The 18,997-nt window shown below is 49.8% G+C and carries 15 protein-coding genes; 11 read left to right on the top strand and 4 right to left on the bottom strand.

Going from position 1 to position 18,997, the window contains the following annotated elements; translation table 11 throughout:
• Positions 1 to 86: 86 nt before the first annotated feature.
• Positions 87 to 1,520: a MocR-like pyridoxine biosynthesis transcription factor PdxR gene (gene pdxR / locus IEY34_RS29550; RefSeq protein WP_189018864.1), complete on the top strand. Its 1,434-nt coding sequence runs from the start codon at positions 87 to 89 to the stop codon at positions 1,518 to 1,520.
• Between the two features lie 101 nt (positions 1,521 to 1,621).
• On the opposite strand, the gene IEY34_RS29545 is transcribed toward pdxR, so the two are convergent.
• A complete protein-coding gene (locus tag IEY34_RS29545) occupies positions 1,622 to 2,041 on the bottom strand; it encodes a hypothetical protein (RefSeq protein WP_189018863.1) in 420 nt (139 codons plus the stop codon).
• 203 nt (positions 2,042 to 2,244) lie between these two features.
• On the opposite strand from IEY34_RS29545, the gene rlmN reads away from it, so the two are divergent.
• Entirely contained in the window at positions 2,245 to 3,327 is a 1,083-nt protein-coding gene (gene rlmN / locus IEY34_RS29540) for a dual-specificity RNA methyltransferase RlmN (RefSeq protein WP_189018861.1), read from the top strand.
• Positions 3,328 to 3,424: 97 nt separating this feature from the next.
• Here rlmN and IEY34_RS29535 read toward each other — a convergent pair whose 3' ends face one another.
• Entirely contained in the window at positions 3,425 to 3,934 is a 510-nt protein-coding gene (locus tag IEY34_RS29535) for a hypothetical protein (RefSeq protein WP_189018904.1), read from the bottom strand.
• 198 nt (positions 3,935 to 4,132) lie between these two features.
• Here IEY34_RS29535 and IEY34_RS29530 point away from each other — a divergent pair, with 198 nt between their 5' ends.
• Positions 4,133 to 4,789, top strand: a complete 657-nt coding sequence (locus IEY34_RS29530; protein WP_189018844.1) for a glycosyltransferase — start codon at positions 4,133 to 4,135, stop codon at positions 4,787 to 4,789.
• A gap of 51 nt (positions 4,790 to 4,840) precedes the next feature.
• Here IEY34_RS29530 and thrC read toward each other — a convergent pair whose 3' ends face one another.
• Together thrC and IEY34_RS29520 are read right to left on the bottom strand one after the other, a co-directional pair.
• Positions 4,841 to 6,229 carry a threonine synthase gene (gene thrC / locus IEY34_RS29525; RefSeq protein ID WP_189018841.1) on the bottom strand — a complete coding sequence of 463 codons (1,389 nt, stop codon included), beginning with the start codon at positions 6,227 to 6,229 and terminating at the stop codon, positions 4,841 to 4,843.
• A gap of 141 nt (positions 6,230 to 6,370) precedes the next feature.
• Positions 6,371 to 7,435, bottom strand: a complete 1,065-nt coding sequence (locus IEY34_RS29520) for a copper amine oxidase N-terminal domain-containing protein (protein WP_189018839.1) — start codon at positions 7,433 to 7,435, stop codon at positions 6,371 to 6,373.
• A 171-nt stretch (positions 7,436 to 7,606) separates the two neighbouring features.
• On the opposite strand from IEY34_RS29520, the gene IEY34_RS29515 reads away from it, so the two are divergent.
• From IEY34_RS29515 to IEY34_RS29480, 8 genes are all read left to right on the top strand, one after another.
• The gene (locus IEY34_RS29515) at positions 7,607 to 9,349 is read left to right on the top strand and encodes an ABC transporter ATP-binding protein (RefSeq protein WP_189018837.1); all 1,743 of its coding nucleotides are present in this window, start codon (positions 7,607 to 7,609) and stop codon (positions 9,347 to 9,349) included.
• Positions 9,350 to 9,373: 24 nt separating this feature from the next.
• Positions 9,374 to 11,137, top strand: a complete 1,764-nt coding sequence (locus tag IEY34_RS29510; RefSeq protein ID WP_189018835.1) for an ABC transporter ATP-binding protein — start codon at positions 9,374 to 9,376, stop codon at positions 11,135 to 11,137.
• Positions 11,138 to 12,877: 1,740 nt separating this feature from the next.
• Entirely contained in the window at positions 12,878 to 13,321 is a 444-nt protein-coding gene (locus IEY34_RS29505) for a MarR family winged helix-turn-helix transcriptional regulator (RefSeq protein WP_189018833.1), read from the top strand.
• 83 nt (positions 13,322 to 13,404) lie between these two features.
• A complete protein-coding gene (locus tag IEY34_RS29500) occupies positions 13,405 to 13,806 on the top strand; it encodes a DoxX family protein (RefSeq protein ID WP_189018831.1) in 402 nt (133 codons plus the stop codon).
• Positions 13,807 to 13,882: 76 nt separating this feature from the next.
• A complete protein-coding gene (locus tag IEY34_RS29495; protein ID WP_189018829.1) occupies positions 13,883 to 14,836 on the top strand; it encodes a ring-cleaving dioxygenase in 954 nt (317 codons plus the stop codon).
• Positions 14,836 to 15,444, top strand: coding sequence for an alpha/beta hydrolase (locus IEY34_RS29490; RefSeq protein WP_189018902.1), 609 nt, complete (start codon positions 14,836 to 14,838; stop codon positions 15,442 to 15,444). The genes IEY34_RS29495 and IEY34_RS29490 overlap by 1 nt, the downstream gene beginning before the upstream one ends.
• Before the next feature lie 32 nt (positions 15,445 to 15,476).
• Entirely contained in the window at positions 15,477 to 16,088 is a 612-nt protein-coding gene (locus IEY34_RS29485) for a flavin reductase family protein (RefSeq protein ID WP_189018827.1), read from the top strand.
• Between the two features lie 997 nt (positions 16,089 to 17,085).
• On the top strand, positions 17,086 to 18,981 hold the full coding sequence (locus IEY34_RS29480) for a heparinase II/III domain-containing protein (protein WP_189018826.1): 1,896 nt from the start codon (positions 17,086 to 17,088) through the stop codon (positions 18,979 to 18,981).
• The last annotated feature ends 16 nt before the right edge of the window (positions 18,982 to 18,997 follow it).

Raw genomic sequence — 18,997 nt, 5'->3', positions numbered from 1 at the left:
TATTCAATCTATACTATATCTGACCACTCATAAATGGTCAGATATCAACATTTACAAAAGACAGATGAAGAAGGCAGGGATGAAGAATGTTCGATATTTTACTTTCCGATCAGAGCCATGATCCGCTGTACCTGCAGCTATACACGCAAATTCGCCAGCAGATTCGCAGCGGTCTAATTACGAATGGCACTCGCATGCCTTCAGTAAGGTCGCTGCAGCTTCAGCTGAATATAAGTAAAACACCTATTGAGACGGCCTATCAGATGCTATCATCCGAGGGGTATGTGCGGAGTAAGCCGCGTTCTGGCTTGTACGCAATTAATCCTTATGAATACGGGCATGCTGCAGGGCCTGTCGCAGCCGAGCATAACCTTGCTGTTAATCTCCGGCCTGCAATCCATCCGACAACTTTGCCTAAAGCTAATATGGATTTCAACCCTACCCATTTGGACGCATCGCTATTTCCGCTTCGCATCTGGAAAAAGATGCTGCATGATGCGATGGAGAATTCCGCGGAGCTCCTTTGTCAATATGGCGACCCTCAAGGGGAGTACGCTTTCCGCGCTGTCATTGCGGATTATATCCGGCAAGCGAGAGGCGTTGTCTGCACGCCTGAGCAGATTGTTATCGGTACAGGCATCACCTACAGTATCGGCATTCTGACTAAGCTGCTTGCGGACGTTGCGCATATTGCGATGGAAGAACCGGGGTTTACCAAGGTTCGGGAGCATTTCAGATTAGACGGGTTTGCGATGACACCGATCTCTGTCCATGACCAGGGTCTTTGTTTGGAAGAATTGGAGAGCAGTGCGGCTCAAGCGGTGTATGTTACCCCTTCGCATCAGTTTCCTACCGGAAGTGTGATTCCTTACGCTGAGCGTGAGCGTTTGCTCAATTGGGCAAGCACTAGGAAGGCTTATATCATTGAAGACGATTATGACGGGGAATTCCGTTACTTGGGCAAGCCGATCCCTTCCCTGCAAAGTCTTGATCAGCATGGCAGGGTAATCTATATGGGGACGTTTTCCAAGGCATTCACACCGGCCTTGCGGATGAATTATATGGTCTTGCCGATGCCTCTAGTCAGTGAGATGGAACGTATGAACCATTTGCTCGCCAGTCCCTCGCGAATCGAGCAGTGGGCGATGCAATCTTTTATCGAGCAAGGACATTGGTATCGCCATATCCGGCGGATGCGCAATACGTATCGGAAGAAACACGATAGATTGATTGAGCTGCTGAGCCATCATTTTGCAGACCATATCGAAATTACCGGGCATAGCGCGGGGCTTCATATTCAAGTCAGCGTCAAAACGCATGTGAAAGCTGAGCAACTAGTTGAAATGGCCGCAGAACAAGGCGTTCAAATCTATGATTTACATCGTACCTGGATGCATCAAGCGAATAGGCCGACAGGTTATCCTAAGGTTTACTTGGGTTTTGGCGGTCTCAGCGAAAATGACTTGGAAAAGGGGATTATGCTGCTGTTCAAAGCGTGGTCCATATTATGGAGAGAATAACGGTTTTGATCGCATCTGTCGATGTGGCAAATTATCAGAGTAAGTCATACCTCACATAGCAAAGGCACCTCGCGATCGAACGATCTCAGAGGTGCTATTTGTTATACCAGGATGATCGCCTCAGCAAACCAGCTGAATGTAGTTGATTGTGCAGATGCACGATCTCCTACGGTTACGAAGGTACCTGTCAGGGTGATGCCGCTGTCTAGGGCTGATTTTTGTATATAGCCTTCATACAGCTGATTGTTTATACCGTTGATCGTGCCCCCTGGGATGTATCGGACAAAGGTTATTTTACCTGAACGTTTATCATACCAACCGCGGACAGGATTCGCGTGCACCGATCCCGTCACCAACCCGTTCCGGGAGACATGCGTGATGAGCGTTTCTCTGGAACCATTCGTGTGGAGGGTCCAAGCTGCTGTCATAATAGGAATTTGTGCGGAGCGCAAACGGCGTTGCTTTAAGTAGAATTCTTGCTTTTTGAAATAGATGGGGATGTTTTGCACCGTAAATGCCATTCTGCTCACCTCCTTCTTCTATATTTTATGTATCAGATGTGAAATCGATTGGATTGATAGATTAGTAGATGAGCGTATTTTTGATAAAAGGGAACGGCCCTTGTTTTCAAGAGCGATTTTTGGCACAATAATAAACAGATGGTATGCTTCGGCTGCTTAGTAGAATAGGACTGCAAGTGAAAGTCTTGAAAAGAGGAAAACCAATGAATAAACAATCCATTTATGGATTAACGTTTGATCAGCTGACCGCGTCGTTGGCAGAACATGGACATAGAAAATCGCGCGCTCTCCAAGTATGGGATGGACTATATCGGAAGCGGGTCACCGAATTCTCTGCGATGACGGATCTGAAACAAGACTGCCTGGACACTTTGGAAGCTCACTTCGTCACGGAAACATTGACCGAACATTTAAAACAAGAATCAGCGGATGGCACGATCAAGTTTCTTTTTAAGCTGTACGATGGCAATTTGATCGAAACCGTGCTGATGCGACATAAATATGGCTTGTCCGTCTGTGTAACCACGCAGGTCGGTTGTAATATCGGCTGCAGTTTCTGCGCGAGCGGACTGCTGGCCAAGAGCCGCGACCTTACCAGCGCGGAAATCGTGGAACAAATCATGAAAGTCCAATTTCATCTGGACCGCAAGGGTGAGAACGAAGCTGTCAGCCATATTGTCGTGATGGGGATTGGCGAGCCGTTCGATAATTTCACAAACATGGTCGATTTCATCCGGGTTGTGAAAGATCAAAAGGGCTTGGATATTGCCGCACGGCATATTACGGTATCCACCAGCGGTCTTGCTGATAAAATCAGGGAGTTCGCGGATTCCGACTTGAAGGTGAATTTGGCGATCTCTTTGCATGCCCCGACGAATGAGCTGCGGACGCGGATCATGAAGATTAACCGCGGTATTCCGATTGAGAAGCTGATGGCTGCGATTGAGTACTATCTAGAGAAGACGAACCGCAGAATTACGCTGGAGTACATTTTACTGAAGGATGTTAACGACGGCAGGGAGCACGCGCTTCAGCTTGCTGAGCTAATTCAGCATATCCGCCAGCTCGCTAACGTGAACCTGATTCCCTACAATCCGGTGGATGAGCACAGTCAATATCAGCGGAGTGAGCGGGAGTCCGTACGGGCTTTCTACGATACATTGAAAAAGCAAGGCATCAGCTGCAGCGTACGCCTGGAGCATGGAACAGATATTGATGCAGCTTGTGGACAATTGCGCAGCAAGCAGATCAAACGCTCCACAGAGGATAGTCTGGTTGTGGGCTAAATAAAGCGCAGAAGAACCCGCGGTGTCGGCATTTGGCCGAGCGGGTTCTTCTGCGTGGTTGGCTAAGCCTAATAGGAAAACCGTAGGAGCAAGCGTGCTAGTACGATTTTTGGCGGTTGCGCATAATCATCATCAAGCCGCCGGCTATAATGAGGACAATCGCGATAATCGATTGATTGTGGAACAGGGTGCCGAAGAGGGTGCCAATGGAGAAAATGGCGAAGAACAACAGCGACATCACGGTCAAAATGTTGATCGGAATGAGCAGCCATTTGTTACGGCCACCGAACCAATATAATTCGAACAAGCCGACAGCTACAGCGAGCATGAAGCCTGGCCAAGTGAGATGCCAGATATCGAACAAGGCGGAGAGTTGGCAAACGACCCCGGCTGTCAGTATGATGCCGCCAGGAACCAGCATGCCGACTCCTTTGCGCTGTAGGATGAAGAAGTACATCCAATGGAAAAAGATACCGACGGGAATGACGAACAATGTCGGCCAGAAATACTCGAAAATCGTTCCGGTCGAGAAGGTGTTTTCCCCTTTTAGAAACATAAAAATACCTAAAAGAATCAAGATAGGGCCTAGAAAGGCGCTTCGATTCATGTTCAACATCGTCAACTCCTATTCGTATAGTCGCGTAATCCATTACTTTAAGAATAGCATGACAGCAAGATCATGTCTTCCGACTTAGGGGAGAACGGATATCGGTCGGAGGGCTGATTTTTCGTGCATGAAAATTTGGTAGAGGCTAACAATAAACGGACTGTTCACCAAATCATGCCTTAAAAGGAGAAGATGTAGATGCAAGGCAAGTTCCTCAAGGTAACATTGTTATCAGTAGCAATTGCTTTAAGCGTTGCGCCCATGCAGGCGGAGGCCAAAATGGACGAGCATGCGGTCGTCAAGAAGCAAAAATACACGCAATCGATGGTCAATCTCAAGAATGATCTCAGGAGGCTATGGATTGAGCACGCTCTATGGACGAGAAACTACATTATCAGCGATATCGCTGGCCTCGAAGATCAAGAGAAAACGCTGAATAGGCTGCTCAAAAACCAGCAAGATATTGGCAATGCGTTCAAGCCTTATTACGGCGAAGCGGCCGGCAATCAGTTGGCAGAACTATTGAAGGAGCATATTCTGCTGGCAGGCAAAGTGCTGGATGCCGCCAAAACCAGCAACAAGGCTGATTTCGAGAAATATAATAAAGAGTGGTATCGCAACGCGGATGATCTCGCTGTATTCCTGAGCAAAGCCAACCCCTATTGGTCAGAGAAAGCGCTCAAGGATATCCTCTATAAGCATCTGGATATGATCACGATCGATGTGACGGCGAGGCTGAAAAAGGACTGGGATGCCGATATTGCTGAGTTCGATAAAGGCGTGGACCATCTGATTATGCTCGCTGATTTCCTCTCGGAAGGCGTCATTCAGCAGTTCCCCAAGCAGTTTAAATAACAAGAGGCTGTCCCCAAGGTATACAACCTTGAGGACAGCCTCTTCTATTAGTTAGAAAAATTTCACGAGCTGATCCTTGATCTCGTCGTTCGAACCGCCAACAACCGTTTGGAATTGGGGTTTATCGAATAGGGCTTGGATTTGCTCTGGATAGGTTTGCTTAATGCCACGCAGGCGGATCGACTCATCGAATTTAGCGGGATGAGCGGTGGACAGCGCCACCGTGACTTCGCCGTCAGCGACGATTTGATCGGCAGCGGCAACGCCGCAAGCCGTATGCGGATCTAACAAATACGCATATTTCTCATAGTAAGTGCTGATAGTATCCAAGCACTCTTCGTTCTGCACGCCATATGCGGCAAAATCAGCTTGCACGACTTGCAGCTTGTCGGCAGGGATAACGACGCGGCCTTCGGCTTTGAACTGATCCATGATGGCCGTAACAGCCTGAGCATCCTCACCGTACAGATAGAACAAGTAGCGCTCAAAGTTGCTGGCGACTTGGATATCCATGGACGGGCTGTAGGTGCCGCGGAATGCGCCTGGTTGGTAGACGCCCTCTCGCACGAAACGCTCGAGAATATTGTTTTCATTCGTAGCGAGAATGAGTTTATGAATCGGAAGCCCCATCTTCTGAGCCAGATATCCGGCAAAAATATCACCGAAGTTCCCTGTGGGCACACTGAAGTTGACCTTCTCGGCTTGATTGTCCTTCGCCAATTGGAAGTAGGCGTAGAAGTAATACACCGTTTGCGCCAAAATACGAGCGATATTGATCGAGTTAATCGCGCGCAAATGGTAGCGATGCTTGAACTCAACATCGGCAAAAAGCTCCTTGATGATGCGCTGGCAGTCATCGAAAGTGCCTTCAACTGCAAGATTCAGCACGTTGGCATCGTCAACCGTTGTCATTTGCAGTTCCTGTACTTGGCTTACCTTTTGGTGCGGGTGAAGGATGCAGATACGAATGCCCTCTTTGCCGCGCACGCCTTCAATGGCCGAAGCGCCGGTATCGCCGGATGTTGCCCCAAGAATATGGATGATGGAGTTCGTTTTCCGAGAAACATAGCCGTAGAGGTTGCCTAGAAATTGCAGGGCAATATCTTTGAACGCAAAAGTAGGTCCGTGGAACAGTTCCAACACATACGTGCCATCGTTCAAACGTTTAACAGGTGTTACCGCTTCGTCGCGGAATGTCGCGTAGCTGTCGTCAACAAGCTGTTTCAGCTCATCGCGCGGGATTTCGTTGTTTACATACAGGGAGAAGATTTCAAGCGCTAACTCCGAGTAGGACAGATTCTGCCACTGTTGCAGTGTTTCCTTTGAGAGCTGCGGGATCGTTTTTGGTACAAGCAAACCACCGTCGTTCGCCAAGCCCATCAGGATGGCGTCGATAAAGCCGAGGGGTTCTACTTTTCCACGCGTGCTAATGTATTCCATATGAGTCCCCTTATTCGAATGAATTTTCAGTTATTGTACCAAAAATCGAGCCATTTGGACAGTGTGATACCTTGGGATGCACAAAGAATAGCAAAAAGAAATCCTCCAGCAGAAGCGCGGAAGATTTCTCACATCATATGCTTATTCGGATTTAGCAGCTACAATGACTTTCCATGCGTTGCCAATCGGCGGCAAGCTTTTCGTCAAGGCAGGACCGTAGAATCCGATGACGTTTGCGCCCTTCACGAGTTTGGCTTGATCCACTTTGTCCCCGTTTTTATCAACAATAGCGGTGTCGTTGGTCAACTGCAGAACCACTTCACCTGGAGCCGTTTCTGTTAGTCCTGTCCCCTTGATCAGGATGCTTTTGTTGCCTTTATCATCTGTACGCACTTCTTCGACCACACCCGCTGTGCCAATAGTGCCAACGTGCTTGGCCTTGTCCAGTACAGTGACTTTGGAAGTAGGCGTTTGCGGCGGCAAGCTAAGCGTTGCGATCATCGAATGTTCAGCGGAGACGGTTAAACCGATATGAAGATCGGACAAACTAAGCTTCGTGCCATCCAACATTTGAAACTCTGTATCTTTGCTTACATTAAGAACGAGACCTTCTGTGTTGACACCTTGAATTTGAATGGAGGCATCATTGCCATTGGTACGGATGGACGTAATAACGCCAGTCGCTTGCACTTTCTTTTGGTCTTCAGACAGAGCTACGGATACCGAAGTTCCCTCTGTTTTCACCGTTCCATGCAGCACTTTGCTGACAAAGGAAGCAGGCACATAAAGCTTGTTATCCACGAGCTCAGGCGCCGTGCCGAGGGTTGTAAGCATTTTATTAATGGCATAGCGATCTTCGCCTGTTTTAACGGTTGTGAAGACATTGCCTTTATTCAAATCAACGGACATCGTGGCTTGGTTCCAAGTCAAGGTGAAGCCTAAGCTTTCTGTCACTGCGCGCAGCGGCAGCATGGGCTCTGTCGCGGTTGCTTTCAGGTAACCATGTTCATTAATAGCGCCGCCATTTACCTGAACAGTGATTGTGGAGGAAGCTGGCGCGTTGATAGGCATTATAGAAATTGGAGCATTGATGGGCATTATGGATATAGGTTGAGCTGTTTCATCCGTTGCCGCATAAGCTGCACTTGTTGTCATCATGGCGGTTAGGGAGAGAACAGCTAGCGTTTTTTTCATCGTAGATTTCATTGGTTTTAATTCCTTCCTGTATGTAAGTTTTGTAGGTTGTCTATCTCTTCTAACGAGGGGAGTCTGAGAAATGTTGCAGGAAAGATTCATTATAAAACGAGATAGGTAGTAGACTTCCCCAAGATGAACCGATAAAATCAGGAAGTACGCATATGGAAAGAGGTGGAAAGCTTGTCTTTTGTGATCAAATTGCAGTGGTTCTTCAAAGAAAGATGGAAATACTATGTGCTTGCTATTGGACTTTTGATCGGCGTTAATTTATTAGCAACGATTCCTCCTAAAATGATCGGAAATACCATTGACCATATTCGCAACGGAGATTTAACGCAAACCAGTTTGAGTCATACCGTGCTTTTACTTGTGGGGCTGTCTTTAGTGCTGTATGTGATGGCGTTTATCTGGATTACGACACTGTTCGGCAATTCTGCGCTGATTGAGAAGGTGCTTCGAGGTCGTTTATTAACGCATTTGACGAAAATGTCACCGGCTTTTTTTCAGCGCAACAGCACGGGACAGTTAATGGCTTTGGCAACGAATGATGTGCTGGCGATTGGTCAGACTGCTGGTTATGGCGTGATGACGCTTGTTCATACCCTGGTTGGCGCCTCCGTGGTCATTATCACCATGGTTTCTCTAATTAGTTACAAATTAATGCTAGCTGCGCTCATTCCACTGCCTTTTTTGGTGTTGGTTATTAATAAGCTGGGCAAAAGCGTGCGAACACGCTTCCTCGCGGCCCAAGCCTCTTTCGGCCAAATGAATGATCATGCGCTGGAGTCGATCTCGGGAATTCGAGTTCTGCGCTCCTATGTACAGGAGGACCATGATCTAACGGCGTTCGATAAAGTGACGTCCGACGTGATGAATAAGAACAGACGCGTTTCTATGTTAAATGCACTTTTTCAGCCGCTTACAACGTTGATTGTAGGATTAAGCTATTCGATTGGGATCGGCTATGGCTCCTATCTGGTCTTCCATCAGGAAATTACGCTGGGGCAGCTGATTTCTTTCAATATTTATCTCGGTATGCTGATCTGGCCGATGATTTCGTTCGGGGAGTTTATTAATGTTCTTCAGCGCGGAAGCGCCTCGGCAGACCGTTTGGATAAAGCTTTGACGCAGCAAGCGGATATCGTTGATGTGCCTAAGCCAATCGCCGTCCATAAACCGGAGAGTATTGAAATGAAGGGGTTAAGCTTCACGTATCCGACGGCTAATCACCCAAGTCTCGCGAATGTCTCCTTCCAACTGGAACGCGGGCAGACGTTAGGCATTGTTGGTCGCACGGGCAGTGGCAAAAGCACACTTCTCAAACAACTGCTGCGCCAGTTTCCGATTGAATCGGATAAGCTGCGCATCTCTGGTGTTTCTATTGAACAGATCTCTTTGGATCAAGTGAAGGGCTGGGTAGCCTATGTTCCTCAGGAGCACTTGCTGCTGTCCAAATCAATCCGTGATAACGTGGCGCTAGGCAAGCACGACGCTTCGCCGGAGGAGATTGCGAGAGCGATTGAGATGGCTTCTTTTACACAGGATATTAGCCAAATGCCGGAAGGCCTGGGGACCATTGTAGGTGAAAATGGTGTGATGCTATCCGGTGGGCAGAAGCAGCGTCTAGCGATTGCCAGAGCCCTGCTTATCAACTCTGAAATCCTCCTGCTGGACGATTCGCTGTCCGCGGTAGATGCTCGTACGGAGAATCGCATCTTGGGCCACATCCGCCAAGAACGCGCAGGCAAGACAACATTGATCACGACGCACCGCCTATCGGCTGTGAGCCACGCGAACTGGATTCTGGTGCTCGATGAAGGGCGGGTTCTTGAAGAAGGGACCCACGAACAGCTTATGCAGTTCGGCGGCTGGTATCGGGAACAATGGGAACGCCAACAGATGGAAGCGAGTCTGGAAGAATAACGGAGCGAAAGAAGGGAGGATGCCATGAGTCAACTTCAGCATCCACAACAACCAACAACGACGAGACGGCTGATTGCTTATGCACTCGTCTATAAATTCAGAATTATCGGCGCTATGCTTATTCTATGTTGTGCCGTAGGCGCCGAGCTTGCAGGGCCCTACATAACCAAAACCATTATTGATCAGCATCTCACACCTGACGTTAGCCAAATGGGACCCGTCTTGAAGCTGATTGGCCTCTATATGGGCCTGCTGCTCATAGCCAGCGTCTGCAACTACTCGCAGGCGTATCTGCTGCAATCCACAGCGCTGCAAATCATCAAGAATATGCGCATGGATTTAATGCGCCACATTCAGCGTATCAGCCTGCGCTACTTCGATAACACGCCGATCGGGCAAGTGGTATCGAGAATTGCCAACGATACAGAAGCTGTCCGGGACTTGTTCATGAGCTTCATGGCCACCTTCGTCGTCAGCATGATGCAGTTAGTCGGTATTTATGTGGCATTATTCATTTTGGATTGGAAGCTGGCCGCTTTTTGCTTAGTACTGCCGCCTATTTTTGTGCTGATTATGAGGATTCATTTGAAATATTCGAAGATTTTCATCACCATCATGCGAGCAAGGCTTAGCGATATGAATGCTATGATCAATGAATCGATTGTGGTGATGCCGATTATTCAAGCTTTTCGCCGCGAGAAAGTGACGTTGGAAGAATTCGAAGTCCTGAATAAGGATCGCTATGTGAATCAGGTCAAGCAGTTCCGCATCTACGCCCTATCCTCTCGAAATGTTGTAGGTACGATTGGGAGCTTAGTGACCGCGATGGTCATCTGGTATTTTGGCCATGCCTCGCTGCAAGCGGTGATTTCGTTTGGGGTTTTCTATGCCTTTATTGATTATCTGGGGCGGATTTTCCAACCGATTATTGGGATTTTCGATCAATTGACGAATGCGCAGCGCGCGTTTGTATCCGCAGATAAAGTATTCACGATTCTGGACATGGAAGGTCAGGACGTCGAGAAAGTTGAACGGACCGCGCGCCCGGAAGGCATAGTGAAATTCGAAAACGTTACTTTTGCTTATAAAGAAGGGGAGAATGTGCTCAAGCACATTTCATTCGAGGCCCGCAAAGGGGAGACGGTCGCTCTTGTCGGGCATACGGGATCTGGCAAAAGCTCGATCATGAACCTTCTGCTTGGCTTCTACGAGCCTGCTGAGGGCCGTATCACGATAGATGGCAACGACATCACACAGATGTCGAAGCAGGCGCTGCGCAAGGATATGGGGATTGTGCTGCAAGATCCGTTCCTATTCGCGGGGGACATCAAGTTCAATGTCAGCCTCTATGAGGAAGATATTTCACTGGATCGTGTGAAAAGCGCGCTGCGAGATGTCGGCGCAGCGACGTTCATCGAGCAGCTGCCTAACGGTTATGATGAGCAGGTCGTGGAGCGGGGCAGCACGCTGTCCTCCGGCCAAAGGCAGCTTATCTCCTTCGCGCGAGCGCTCGCGTTCGATCCGTCGATCCTCATCCTCGATGAGGCGACAGCGAGCATCGACAGCGAGACGGAGGGGCTCATCCAGCAGGCGCTCAAGGTCGTCAGCGAAGGGCGGACGACGCTCGTCATCGCGCACAGGCTGTCCACGATCCGCGATGCGGATCAGATTCTTGTGCTGCACCGCGGCGAGATCGCCGAGCGCGGCAATCATGACACGCTGATGGCGCTGGGCGGCCGCTACGCGAAGATGTATCAGCTGCAGAAAGGCGAGGCTGTTGTGGGGTGAATAGGCTGCGATAGGGCAGCCTTCCGAGCGGCCGCCGGGCGGCCGCGCGCACCAGCGGCGTTCGGGCCGCGCGCACCAGCGGCGTTCGGGCTGCGTGCATCAGCCGCACCCCCGAGCCCCCGCACAACCAATCTGTCATTCTAATGAACTGCATGATGCTTATACACGAAAAACTGGCTACTTTGAAGATCTAATGAACTGAGTTGGCGTTATCGAGCAAATTTTAGGCGGAATGGAGATCGTTTTACTTGAATAACGCATCGGGGATTCGTTAGATTTTTTAAATGCCCTATTTTGGGCAAATAAAGGGTATTGAGTTCGTAAAGGGAGCTTGCCTCAAGGTTCATTGACTTGCGGCAACACCTACTTTCCGCGCAACAGCAGAACAGCAGAACTGAGTGCCGTTGGCGGCCGCTCTGCCTTCCAGCTCCGCGCGTGAGCCCACCTCCGAGTCTCCGCGCGCCAGCCCCACGCCCGAGCCCCACGCCCGAGCCTCCGCAGCCGTGCGCCCCCGCAGCCCTGCAGCCCCGCACAACCAAATCTGTCATTCTAATGAACTGCATGATGCTTATACACGAAAAACTGGCTACTTTGAAGATCTAATGAACTGAGTTGGCGTTCTCGAGCAATTTATAGGCGGAATGGTGATCATTTTGCTTGAATAACGCATCGGGGATTCGTTAGATTTTTTAAATGCCCTATTTTGGGCAAATAAAGGGTATTGAGTTCGTAATGGGAGCTTGCCTCAAGGTTCATTGACTTGCGGCGACACCTACTTTCCGCGCAGAACAGCAGAACAGAGTGCCGCTGGCGGCCGCTCTGCCTTCCAGCTCCGCGCGTGAGCCCACCTCCGAGCCACCGCGCGCCAGCCCCACGCCCGAGCCTCCGCAGCCCCGCAGCCCCGCAGCCCCGCAGCCCCGCAGCCCCGCACAACCAATCTGTCATTCTAATGAACTGCATGATGCTTATACACGAAAAACTGGCTACTTTGAAGATCTAATGAACTGAGTTGGCGTTATTGAGCAAATTTTAGGCGGAATGGAGATCATTTTGCTTGAATAACGCATCGAGGATTCGTTAGATTTTTTAAATGCCCTATTTTGGGCAAATAAAGGGTATTGAGTTCGTAAGGGAGCTTGCCTCAAGGTTCATTGACTTGCGGCGACACCTACTTTCCGCGCAGAACAGCTGAACAGCAGAACAGCAGAACTGAGTGCCGCTGGCGGCCGCTCTGCCTTCCAGCTCCGCGCGTGAGCCCCACCTCCGAGCCCCGCGCGTGAGCCCCACCTCCGAGCCTCCGCGCGCCAGCCCCGCGCCAGCCCCACGCCAGCCCCACGCCAGCCCCACGCCCGAGCCCCCGCAGCCGTGCGCCCCCGCAGCCCTACGTCCCCGCACAACCAAATCTGTCATTCTAATGAACTGCATGATGCTTATACACGAAAAACTGGCTACTTTGAAGATCTAATGAACTGAGTTGGCGTTATCGAGCAAATTTTAGGCGGAATGGAGATCATTTTGCTTGAATAACGCATCGGGGATTCGTTAGATTTTTTAAATGCCCTATTTTGAGCAAGTAAAGGGTATTGAGTTCGTAAAGGGAACTTGCCTCAAAAGTTCATTATCTTTTGGGACAGTACTTTTTTATAAAATACCTGTTGACATTTATCTTTAAATAAAGTATCTTTAATTCAAGATAGTTGCAACGCAGACGACGAACACTAGGAAATGAGGTGAACGAAGATGAGTGAAGCAAGGAATGATTCTTTAGATCTTTACATTGCACTTTCCAGAGCCAGTGAATGGGTGAATGCCCACGGGGACCGCGATATTCGAAGACATGGTTTGAACCGCACCGAGTTCGGTGTGCTCGAACTTTTATATCATAAAGGTGCACAAGCGATTCAACAGATTGGCAGCAAGGTGCTGATGAGCAGCGGCAACATCACTTATGTCGTGGATAAACTCGAGAAGAAGGAGTTCGTGAAGCGCAAGACATCAACCGAGGACCGCAGGCTCATTTACGCAGAGATTACGGACAAAGGAAAGCAGTATATCGAAGATATTTTTCCTCAGCATACCTTGGTTATTGAGAACGCAGTAGCGGGTCTTACGCAGGAGGAAAAGAAGGTTGCCAGTCAATTATTGAAGAAGCTAGGCAAGTTTGCTCAGGATGGTTTTAAGTAGTTGCCCTCGTCAAGAGGCGTTAACTGCTTAACCTTTTATCAAATATCTTAAAATAAAGATTCTTAAAATGGAGGAGAAAGATCATGAGTATCGCATTGGGACTTTTAGTTATTAGACTGGTTGTAGGATTAAGTTTTGTAGGGCATGGGGCACAGAAGCTGTTCGGTTGGTTCGGAGGCTACGGGCCCAAAGGAACCGGTGGTTGGATGGAGTCCATTGGCATTAAACCCGGTGTTGCAATGGCTGTCATCGCTGGATTGATGGAATTTGTCGGCGGTCTATTGTTCGCTGCTGGATTAGGAACGGTTGTCGCCGCGGCGCTGATTGCCATGACGATGATCGTCTCGATTGTCAAAATACACGGCAAGAATGGCTATTGGGCTACAGCCGGCGGTTACGAATATAACATGCTGTTGCTTGCCATTGCAGTAGCTGTTGCCATCATGGGCGCAGGTACTTACTCGATTGACGCGCTGCTCAACTAATTCCCGTTGGGTCTGGACATAACTAAAACTTAAATATTGTCATTCAAACAAACTAAATTCTAAGGAGCTGGATATCATGACACAACAACAAACTGCAGGGATTCACCATATAACCGCTTTCGTACAAAACGCACAGGAAACCGTAGACTTCTACGCGGGGATCCTCGGACTTCGCATGATCAAAAAAACAATCAATTTTGACGCACCGGAAGTGTACCATCTGTATTTTGGCAATGAAGCTGGAAGTCCCGGTACCATCATCACCTTCTTCCCTTGGGCTCATTCCCGCAAAGGACGCATAGGCGGCGGTCAAGTCGGCATTACGACATACGCTGTGCCTACTGGCAGCCTGTCTTTCTGGGAAGATCGGTTGACACAGTTCAGCATCGCTTTTGAAAAAACAGTCAGATTCAACGAGACATACCTGCAATTCGAGGACCGCGACGGCCTCAAAATAGAGATCGTTGAACGCGAACAAGGAGCGCTGAGCCAGTGGTCATTCGGCGGTGTGCCTGTGGAGAAAGCGATCAAAGGCTTCGGCGGCGCTGTTCTATACAGTACGGCTCCCGACAAAACTTCACAGCTGCTTGAGCAGGTCATGGGCCTTACGAAAGTTGGGCAAGAGGGAGCTTATGCCCGCTTTACGTCCTTCGGTGATCTGGGCAACGTGATTGATATCAATGTGACTCCGATGGCCTACGGTGTGGGCGGAGCAGGTACGGTCCACCATATTGCATGGCGCGCCAAAGATGATCAAGAGCACGCTCTCTGGAGAGCGCATGTGCAAGCGAATGGTTTCCAACCTACGCCTATTGTGGATCGTCAATACTTCAACGCGATCTACTTCCGTGAAGAAGGCGGCATTCTCTTCGAGATTGCTACGGATCCTCCAGGCTTTGCTCGTGACGAACAACCGGAAGCGCTGGGTGAAAAATTGATGCTGCCGGAATGGTTCGAAGAGAACCGTGCCCAAATTGAAAGCAATCTGCCACCGATTGCAGTGCGCGTATTGGAGGCGAATCAACAATGATGAAGCATATTTATCAGCAAGGAACGGATGCAGCGGCTCCGGTACTCGTGCTCTTTCACGGAACGGGAGGCACCGAGCGTGACCTCTTGCCCTTGGCTCAAGCGATAGCACCGACTTCGTCGGTGCTCAGCGTGAGAGGCAATGTGCTCGAGAATGGCATGCCGCGGTTTTTCCGCAGGCTGGCAGAGGGGATTTTCGATGAGGAAGATCTCATCTTCCGCACGAAGGAAGTGAACGACTTCCTAGACGAGGCAGCCGTGGAATATGGCTTTGACCGCCGCAACCTCTTAGCGATCGGCTACTCCAACGGCGCCAACATCGCCGGAAGCCTGCTGTTCCATTACCCGGATGCGCTGCGGGGGGCGATTTTGCACCATCCGATGGTGCCGCGGCGCGGCGTCCATCTGCCGGATCTGACGGGAACCCCGATCTTCATCGGGGCGGGGAAGAACGACCCGATTTGTTCCCCGCAGGAGACCGAAGAATTAAGTCAACTGCTGAGTGCAGCAGGGGCAGCTGTGGAGATCCACTGGGAGCAAGCGGGGCATCAACTGACACGCTCGGAAGTGGATGCGGCGGCGGTGTGGTATCAGTCTCATTTTGCATAAATCATCAGGTGAAAAGGGGGGGCGGAATGCTCATGATTCCTATAGATCCTACCAATCAGAGTGAAAGGGAGAATTATAAGCTCCTAATTGGCAGTATTATTCCAAGGCCGATCGCATTCGTCACCTCCCTGTCCACAGCGGGTGTGCTGAATGCGGCTCCGTACAGCTACTTCACAATTGTTACGGCTAATCCACCGATGGTAGCTATCTCAGTTCAAAGAAAGCAGGGCGTACGCAAGGATACCTCGCGCAACGCAGTGGATACGGGCGCTTTCGTCGTTCATATCTCTGACGAGTCTTATATAGAGCAGATTAATCAGACTGCTGCTGCGCTGCTGCCGGACGAAAGCGAAGTTGCTTTGGCAGGTCTTACGCCGGCAGCTAGCGTGAAGATCGCTGTGCCTGGCATCGCAGAGGCCAAGATTCGGATGGAATGCGTGCTGGAGCAAGCCATTCCAGTGGGCGGCAGCGAAGGGGTTCCGGCGGCTGACTTATTAATTGGCCGAGTCGTGCAATTTCATATTGACGAGTCGTTATATGAGCAAGGTCGTATCGACGCCGAAAAACTTCAGCCTGTGAGTCGGTTAGCCGGCAATTCCTATGCGAAATTGGGCGAGCAGTTTGAGATCGATCGACCTGTGTAATAGATGGAAGCTCTTCGAGCCTGTATCGATGAGCATAGAATAGAGCCTGTCCCGGTTGAAAAAACTGGGGGCAGCCTCTTATTTTGCGTGCAGAGTGTGTAGTGTATATCTATATTCCATAAGGCAGCTGCGGGTGCTTATTTGTGCGAATGGCTGCTGTTCTGGAGGATAAGCAAGCTGGGAGTGCTTATTGTTAGCCTCTTCCAGTTTCGATCCACCTCAGCCCTGCCTACTCAGGTACCTATCCGCGACGGACGAACTGATGGAAAATAACAGGGCTGCTCCTATAAAAAATGAATAAAGTAGGACCGCAAATTCTGAAAAGAAAAATTCTGATCTTCCTAAATAGCCAAAACCACCAAACATAAAAGGGACCATAGCAGCTGAAAACAAGCTAAACACTATTAACATAACTGTCTTTATTAATGTATTTACTATGATTGAACGAACCCTGAATAGGCGAAGAAATAGGATTATTACAAAATAAATCGGAAGAGCAAAGAATAAAAAAAAGAGGGTTACCCAGGGATATAGTAGATCGATCTCACTTTTTTCAGGTATTGCAAGTAGATTCTGTGTTGTTTTGTAAAATAGAACTCCGGAAAAGTAGCTTATGACGACAATTAGGGTATAAATCAAAAATCGTTGCATTGCTAGCTAAACTCCTTCCGTAAGACTAACTTTTAATTATGTGATCAAACTCTTTGGATACTATAAATTCCATTTTAACATATTATAGTAATTTTTTATCAAAAGCGCTGAATGAAGAATAGACGTTATGATCAAAAACTCGCAAGACCGCACACAAAAAATTATTGATTCAGCTAAGAAGTAGTTTCTGATATAGTCAAAATAGCTTAGATAAGTTGGGTTGTCCCTAAGGTCGTAAGATCTTGAGGGCAGCCCTGCCTGTTTCCCCATTAAGAGCCGCTAAGAAGCGTACACGACTGAGGGCAGATGCCTTCACATTTCATTCAGGAAAGTGGGTCGTAATACAGTGAATGTACCAACTGGGAACTTGGAAAGCTTGAAGACTGCCTTGCGGAATGTGAGTATGGAGCCATTGCAGCTGCTGTTAAACGGAGAAGCGCCGGAGCAAGTGAAGGCGCGTTTGCTGCAAGGCAGACACGGTGCGGAGTTGGTGGAGGAGATTCGGGCAGAGGGAAGCAAGCTGCTGGAGACATCGATGCCAGAGCTCAGCTACGCCTTGTTTCGCTTATACGCGGACAAGGGCTCGCGAATTGAATACGAGCAAGTATATTTCCGTCGTCGGAATCGCTTGACGACATTTGGTCTGTTAGCTTGGTTAGAAGAGGAGAAGGGCGTCTATACAGAAGCTCTTATGAATACAATTTGGTCCATCTTGGACGAGTATACGTGGTGTTTGCCGGCACATATTATGCAGGGGCCGGAGATGCGCGAACAAGGTGCTGAGGCAATAACGGGGAGTCCAAGTCCAGAAGGACTCAGCCGAGGTGCCGAGGAAGCTTTCACGATTGATCTGTTCTCCGCGGAGACCGCCTTCGCGCTGAGTGAAATCAGTGTGCTGCTCGGCGAAGCGCTGCCTGCTCTGCTTCGCGTGAGGATTCGCGAAGAGGTGCTGCGCCGCGTGCTGCGGCCGCTGATGACGCAGGCTCCCAGCAGGTGGGAGACGCAGACGCACAACTGGGCCTCTGTCTGCGGAGGCTCCATTGCCGCGGCAGCGATCTATCTGCTGCCGGATGAGGCTGAGCTAGCCGCGGTCCTGACGCGCGTGTTCCCTGCGCTGGCCTCGTACCTGAGCGGCTTCGAGGAAGACGGTGCCTGTACCGAAGGGTACATGTACTGGCAGTACGGTTTCGGCTACTTCACGTATGCCGCTGATTTGATTAAACAGCGAACCGGCGGTGCCGTGGACTGGTTCCAAGATGATAAGGTACGGCAGATAGCTTTGTTCCAACAGAAATGCTTCATGGATGGACGGAAGGTTGTGAATTTCTCCGACTCCCATTGGCAGGCGGGCATCTTCATGGGCCTCAGCAGCTATCTGAAACAGCTTTATCCGGAGATTGAGCATCCGGAGCTTTCCTTGCGCGCTGGCTTTAGGGATGACCACTGCAGCCGCTGGGCACCCGCGCTGCGGAACTTGTTATGGTCGCGCGAGGATGCGGGAGGCAGTCCGTGGCCGACAGCGTCTTATTATTTACCCGATGCGCAGTGGCTCATCTCCAAACAAATTCAGCCTGCAGGCACGTTCGTCTTTGCAGCCAAAGGCGGCCATAATGATGAGCCGCACAATCATAATGATCTTGGCAATTTCCTGGTGTACGCCCAAGGAGAGACGCTGCTTGCCGATTTGGGGAGCGGCCGCTATACGCGCGCGTATTTTGGGCCGGAACGCTACGAGATTCTGTGCAATGGGTCGCAGGGACATTCCGTTCCGATCCTCGATGGCTTGTACCAGCAAGCTGGGGCGGACTATCGGGCGAAAGTGCTCGAGAGCAGCCAAACCGACGCGCAGGATGTGTTTGTAGTGGACATTGCTGGAGCCTATGGCTTAGCTAAGCTGCAAGAACTAGTGCGACGCTTCACGTGGAGCAAGACAGTTCCGCCGACGCTGGAGGTGTCGGACAGCTTTCTTTATGCGGAAGCGCCGGAAAGCGTTGTGGAGCGCTTCCTATCATGGCATTCTCCGCGGCAGCTGGAGGATGGGCGGATCTTGATCGCGCCAACGAATGAGGCGCGGCTGTACATGACTTACGACCAGAGTCAATTCGATTGGTCAGTCCAGACGTTCATCCACGATGATCATTACGAGAATCGACGTGAGTGCTATGCCCTTGATTTCACATGGAAGTTAAGTCAGCAGGGAAATTTAAGCGTTTCAACTACATTTCAATTTACGTTCGAATAATGAGGCAGGGAGTGAG

Source organism: Paenibacillus marchantiophytorum, assembly GCF_014640555.1.
Classification (GTDB): Bacteria; Bacillota; Bacilli; order Paenibacillales; family NBRC-103111; genus Paenibacillus_E; species Paenibacillus_E marchantiophytorum.
The sequence above is the reverse complement of the archived record's forward strand: the minus strand, read 5'-3'. Positions and strand labels throughout refer to the sequence as shown.

Coding starts and splice junctions, on each gene's coding strand:
- pdxR (WP_189018864.1), top strand. CDS start 87: ATGTTCGATATTTTACTTTCCGATCAGAGCCATGATCCGCTGTACCTG.
- IEY34_RS29545 (WP_189018863.1), bottom strand. CDS start 2,041: ATGGCATTTACGGTGCAAAACATCCCCATCTATTTCAAAAAGCAAGAA.
- rlmN (WP_189018861.1), top strand. CDS start 2,245: ATGAATAAACAATCCATTTATGGATTAACGTTTGATCAGCTGACCGCG.
- IEY34_RS29535 (WP_189018904.1), bottom strand. CDS start 3,934: ATGAATCGAAGCGCCTTTCTAGGCCCTATCTTGATTCTTTTAGGTATT.
- IEY34_RS29530 (WP_189018844.1), top strand. CDS start 4,133: ATGCAAGGCAAGTTCCTCAAGGTAACATTGTTATCAGTAGCAATTGCT.
- thrC (WP_189018841.1), bottom strand. CDS start 6,229: ATGGAATACATTAGCACGCGTGGAAAAGTAGAACCCCTCGGCTTTATC.
- IEY34_RS29520 (WP_189018839.1), bottom strand. CDS start 7,435: ATGAAATCTACGATGAAAAAAACGCTAGCTGTTCTCTCCCTAACCGCC.
- IEY34_RS29510 (WP_189018835.1), top strand. CDS start 9,374: ATGAGTCAACTTCAGCATCCACAACAACCAACAACGACGAGACGGCTG.
- IEY34_RS29505 (WP_189018833.1), top strand. CDS start 12,878: ATGAGTGAAGCAAGGAATGATTCTTTAGATCTTTACATTGCACTTTCC.
- IEY34_RS29500 (WP_189018831.1), top strand. CDS start 13,405: ATGAGTATCGCATTGGGACTTTTAGTTATTAGACTGGTTGTAGGATTA.
- IEY34_RS29495 (WP_189018829.1), top strand. CDS start 13,883: ATGACACAACAACAAACTGCAGGGATTCACCATATAACCGCTTTCGTA.
- IEY34_RS29490 (WP_189018902.1), top strand. CDS start 14,836: ATGAAGCATATTTATCAGCAAGGAACGGATGCAGCGGCTCCGGTACTC.
- IEY34_RS29485 (WP_189018827.1), top strand. CDS start 15,477: ATGATTCCTATAGATCCTACCAATCAGAGTGAAAGGGAGAATTATAAG.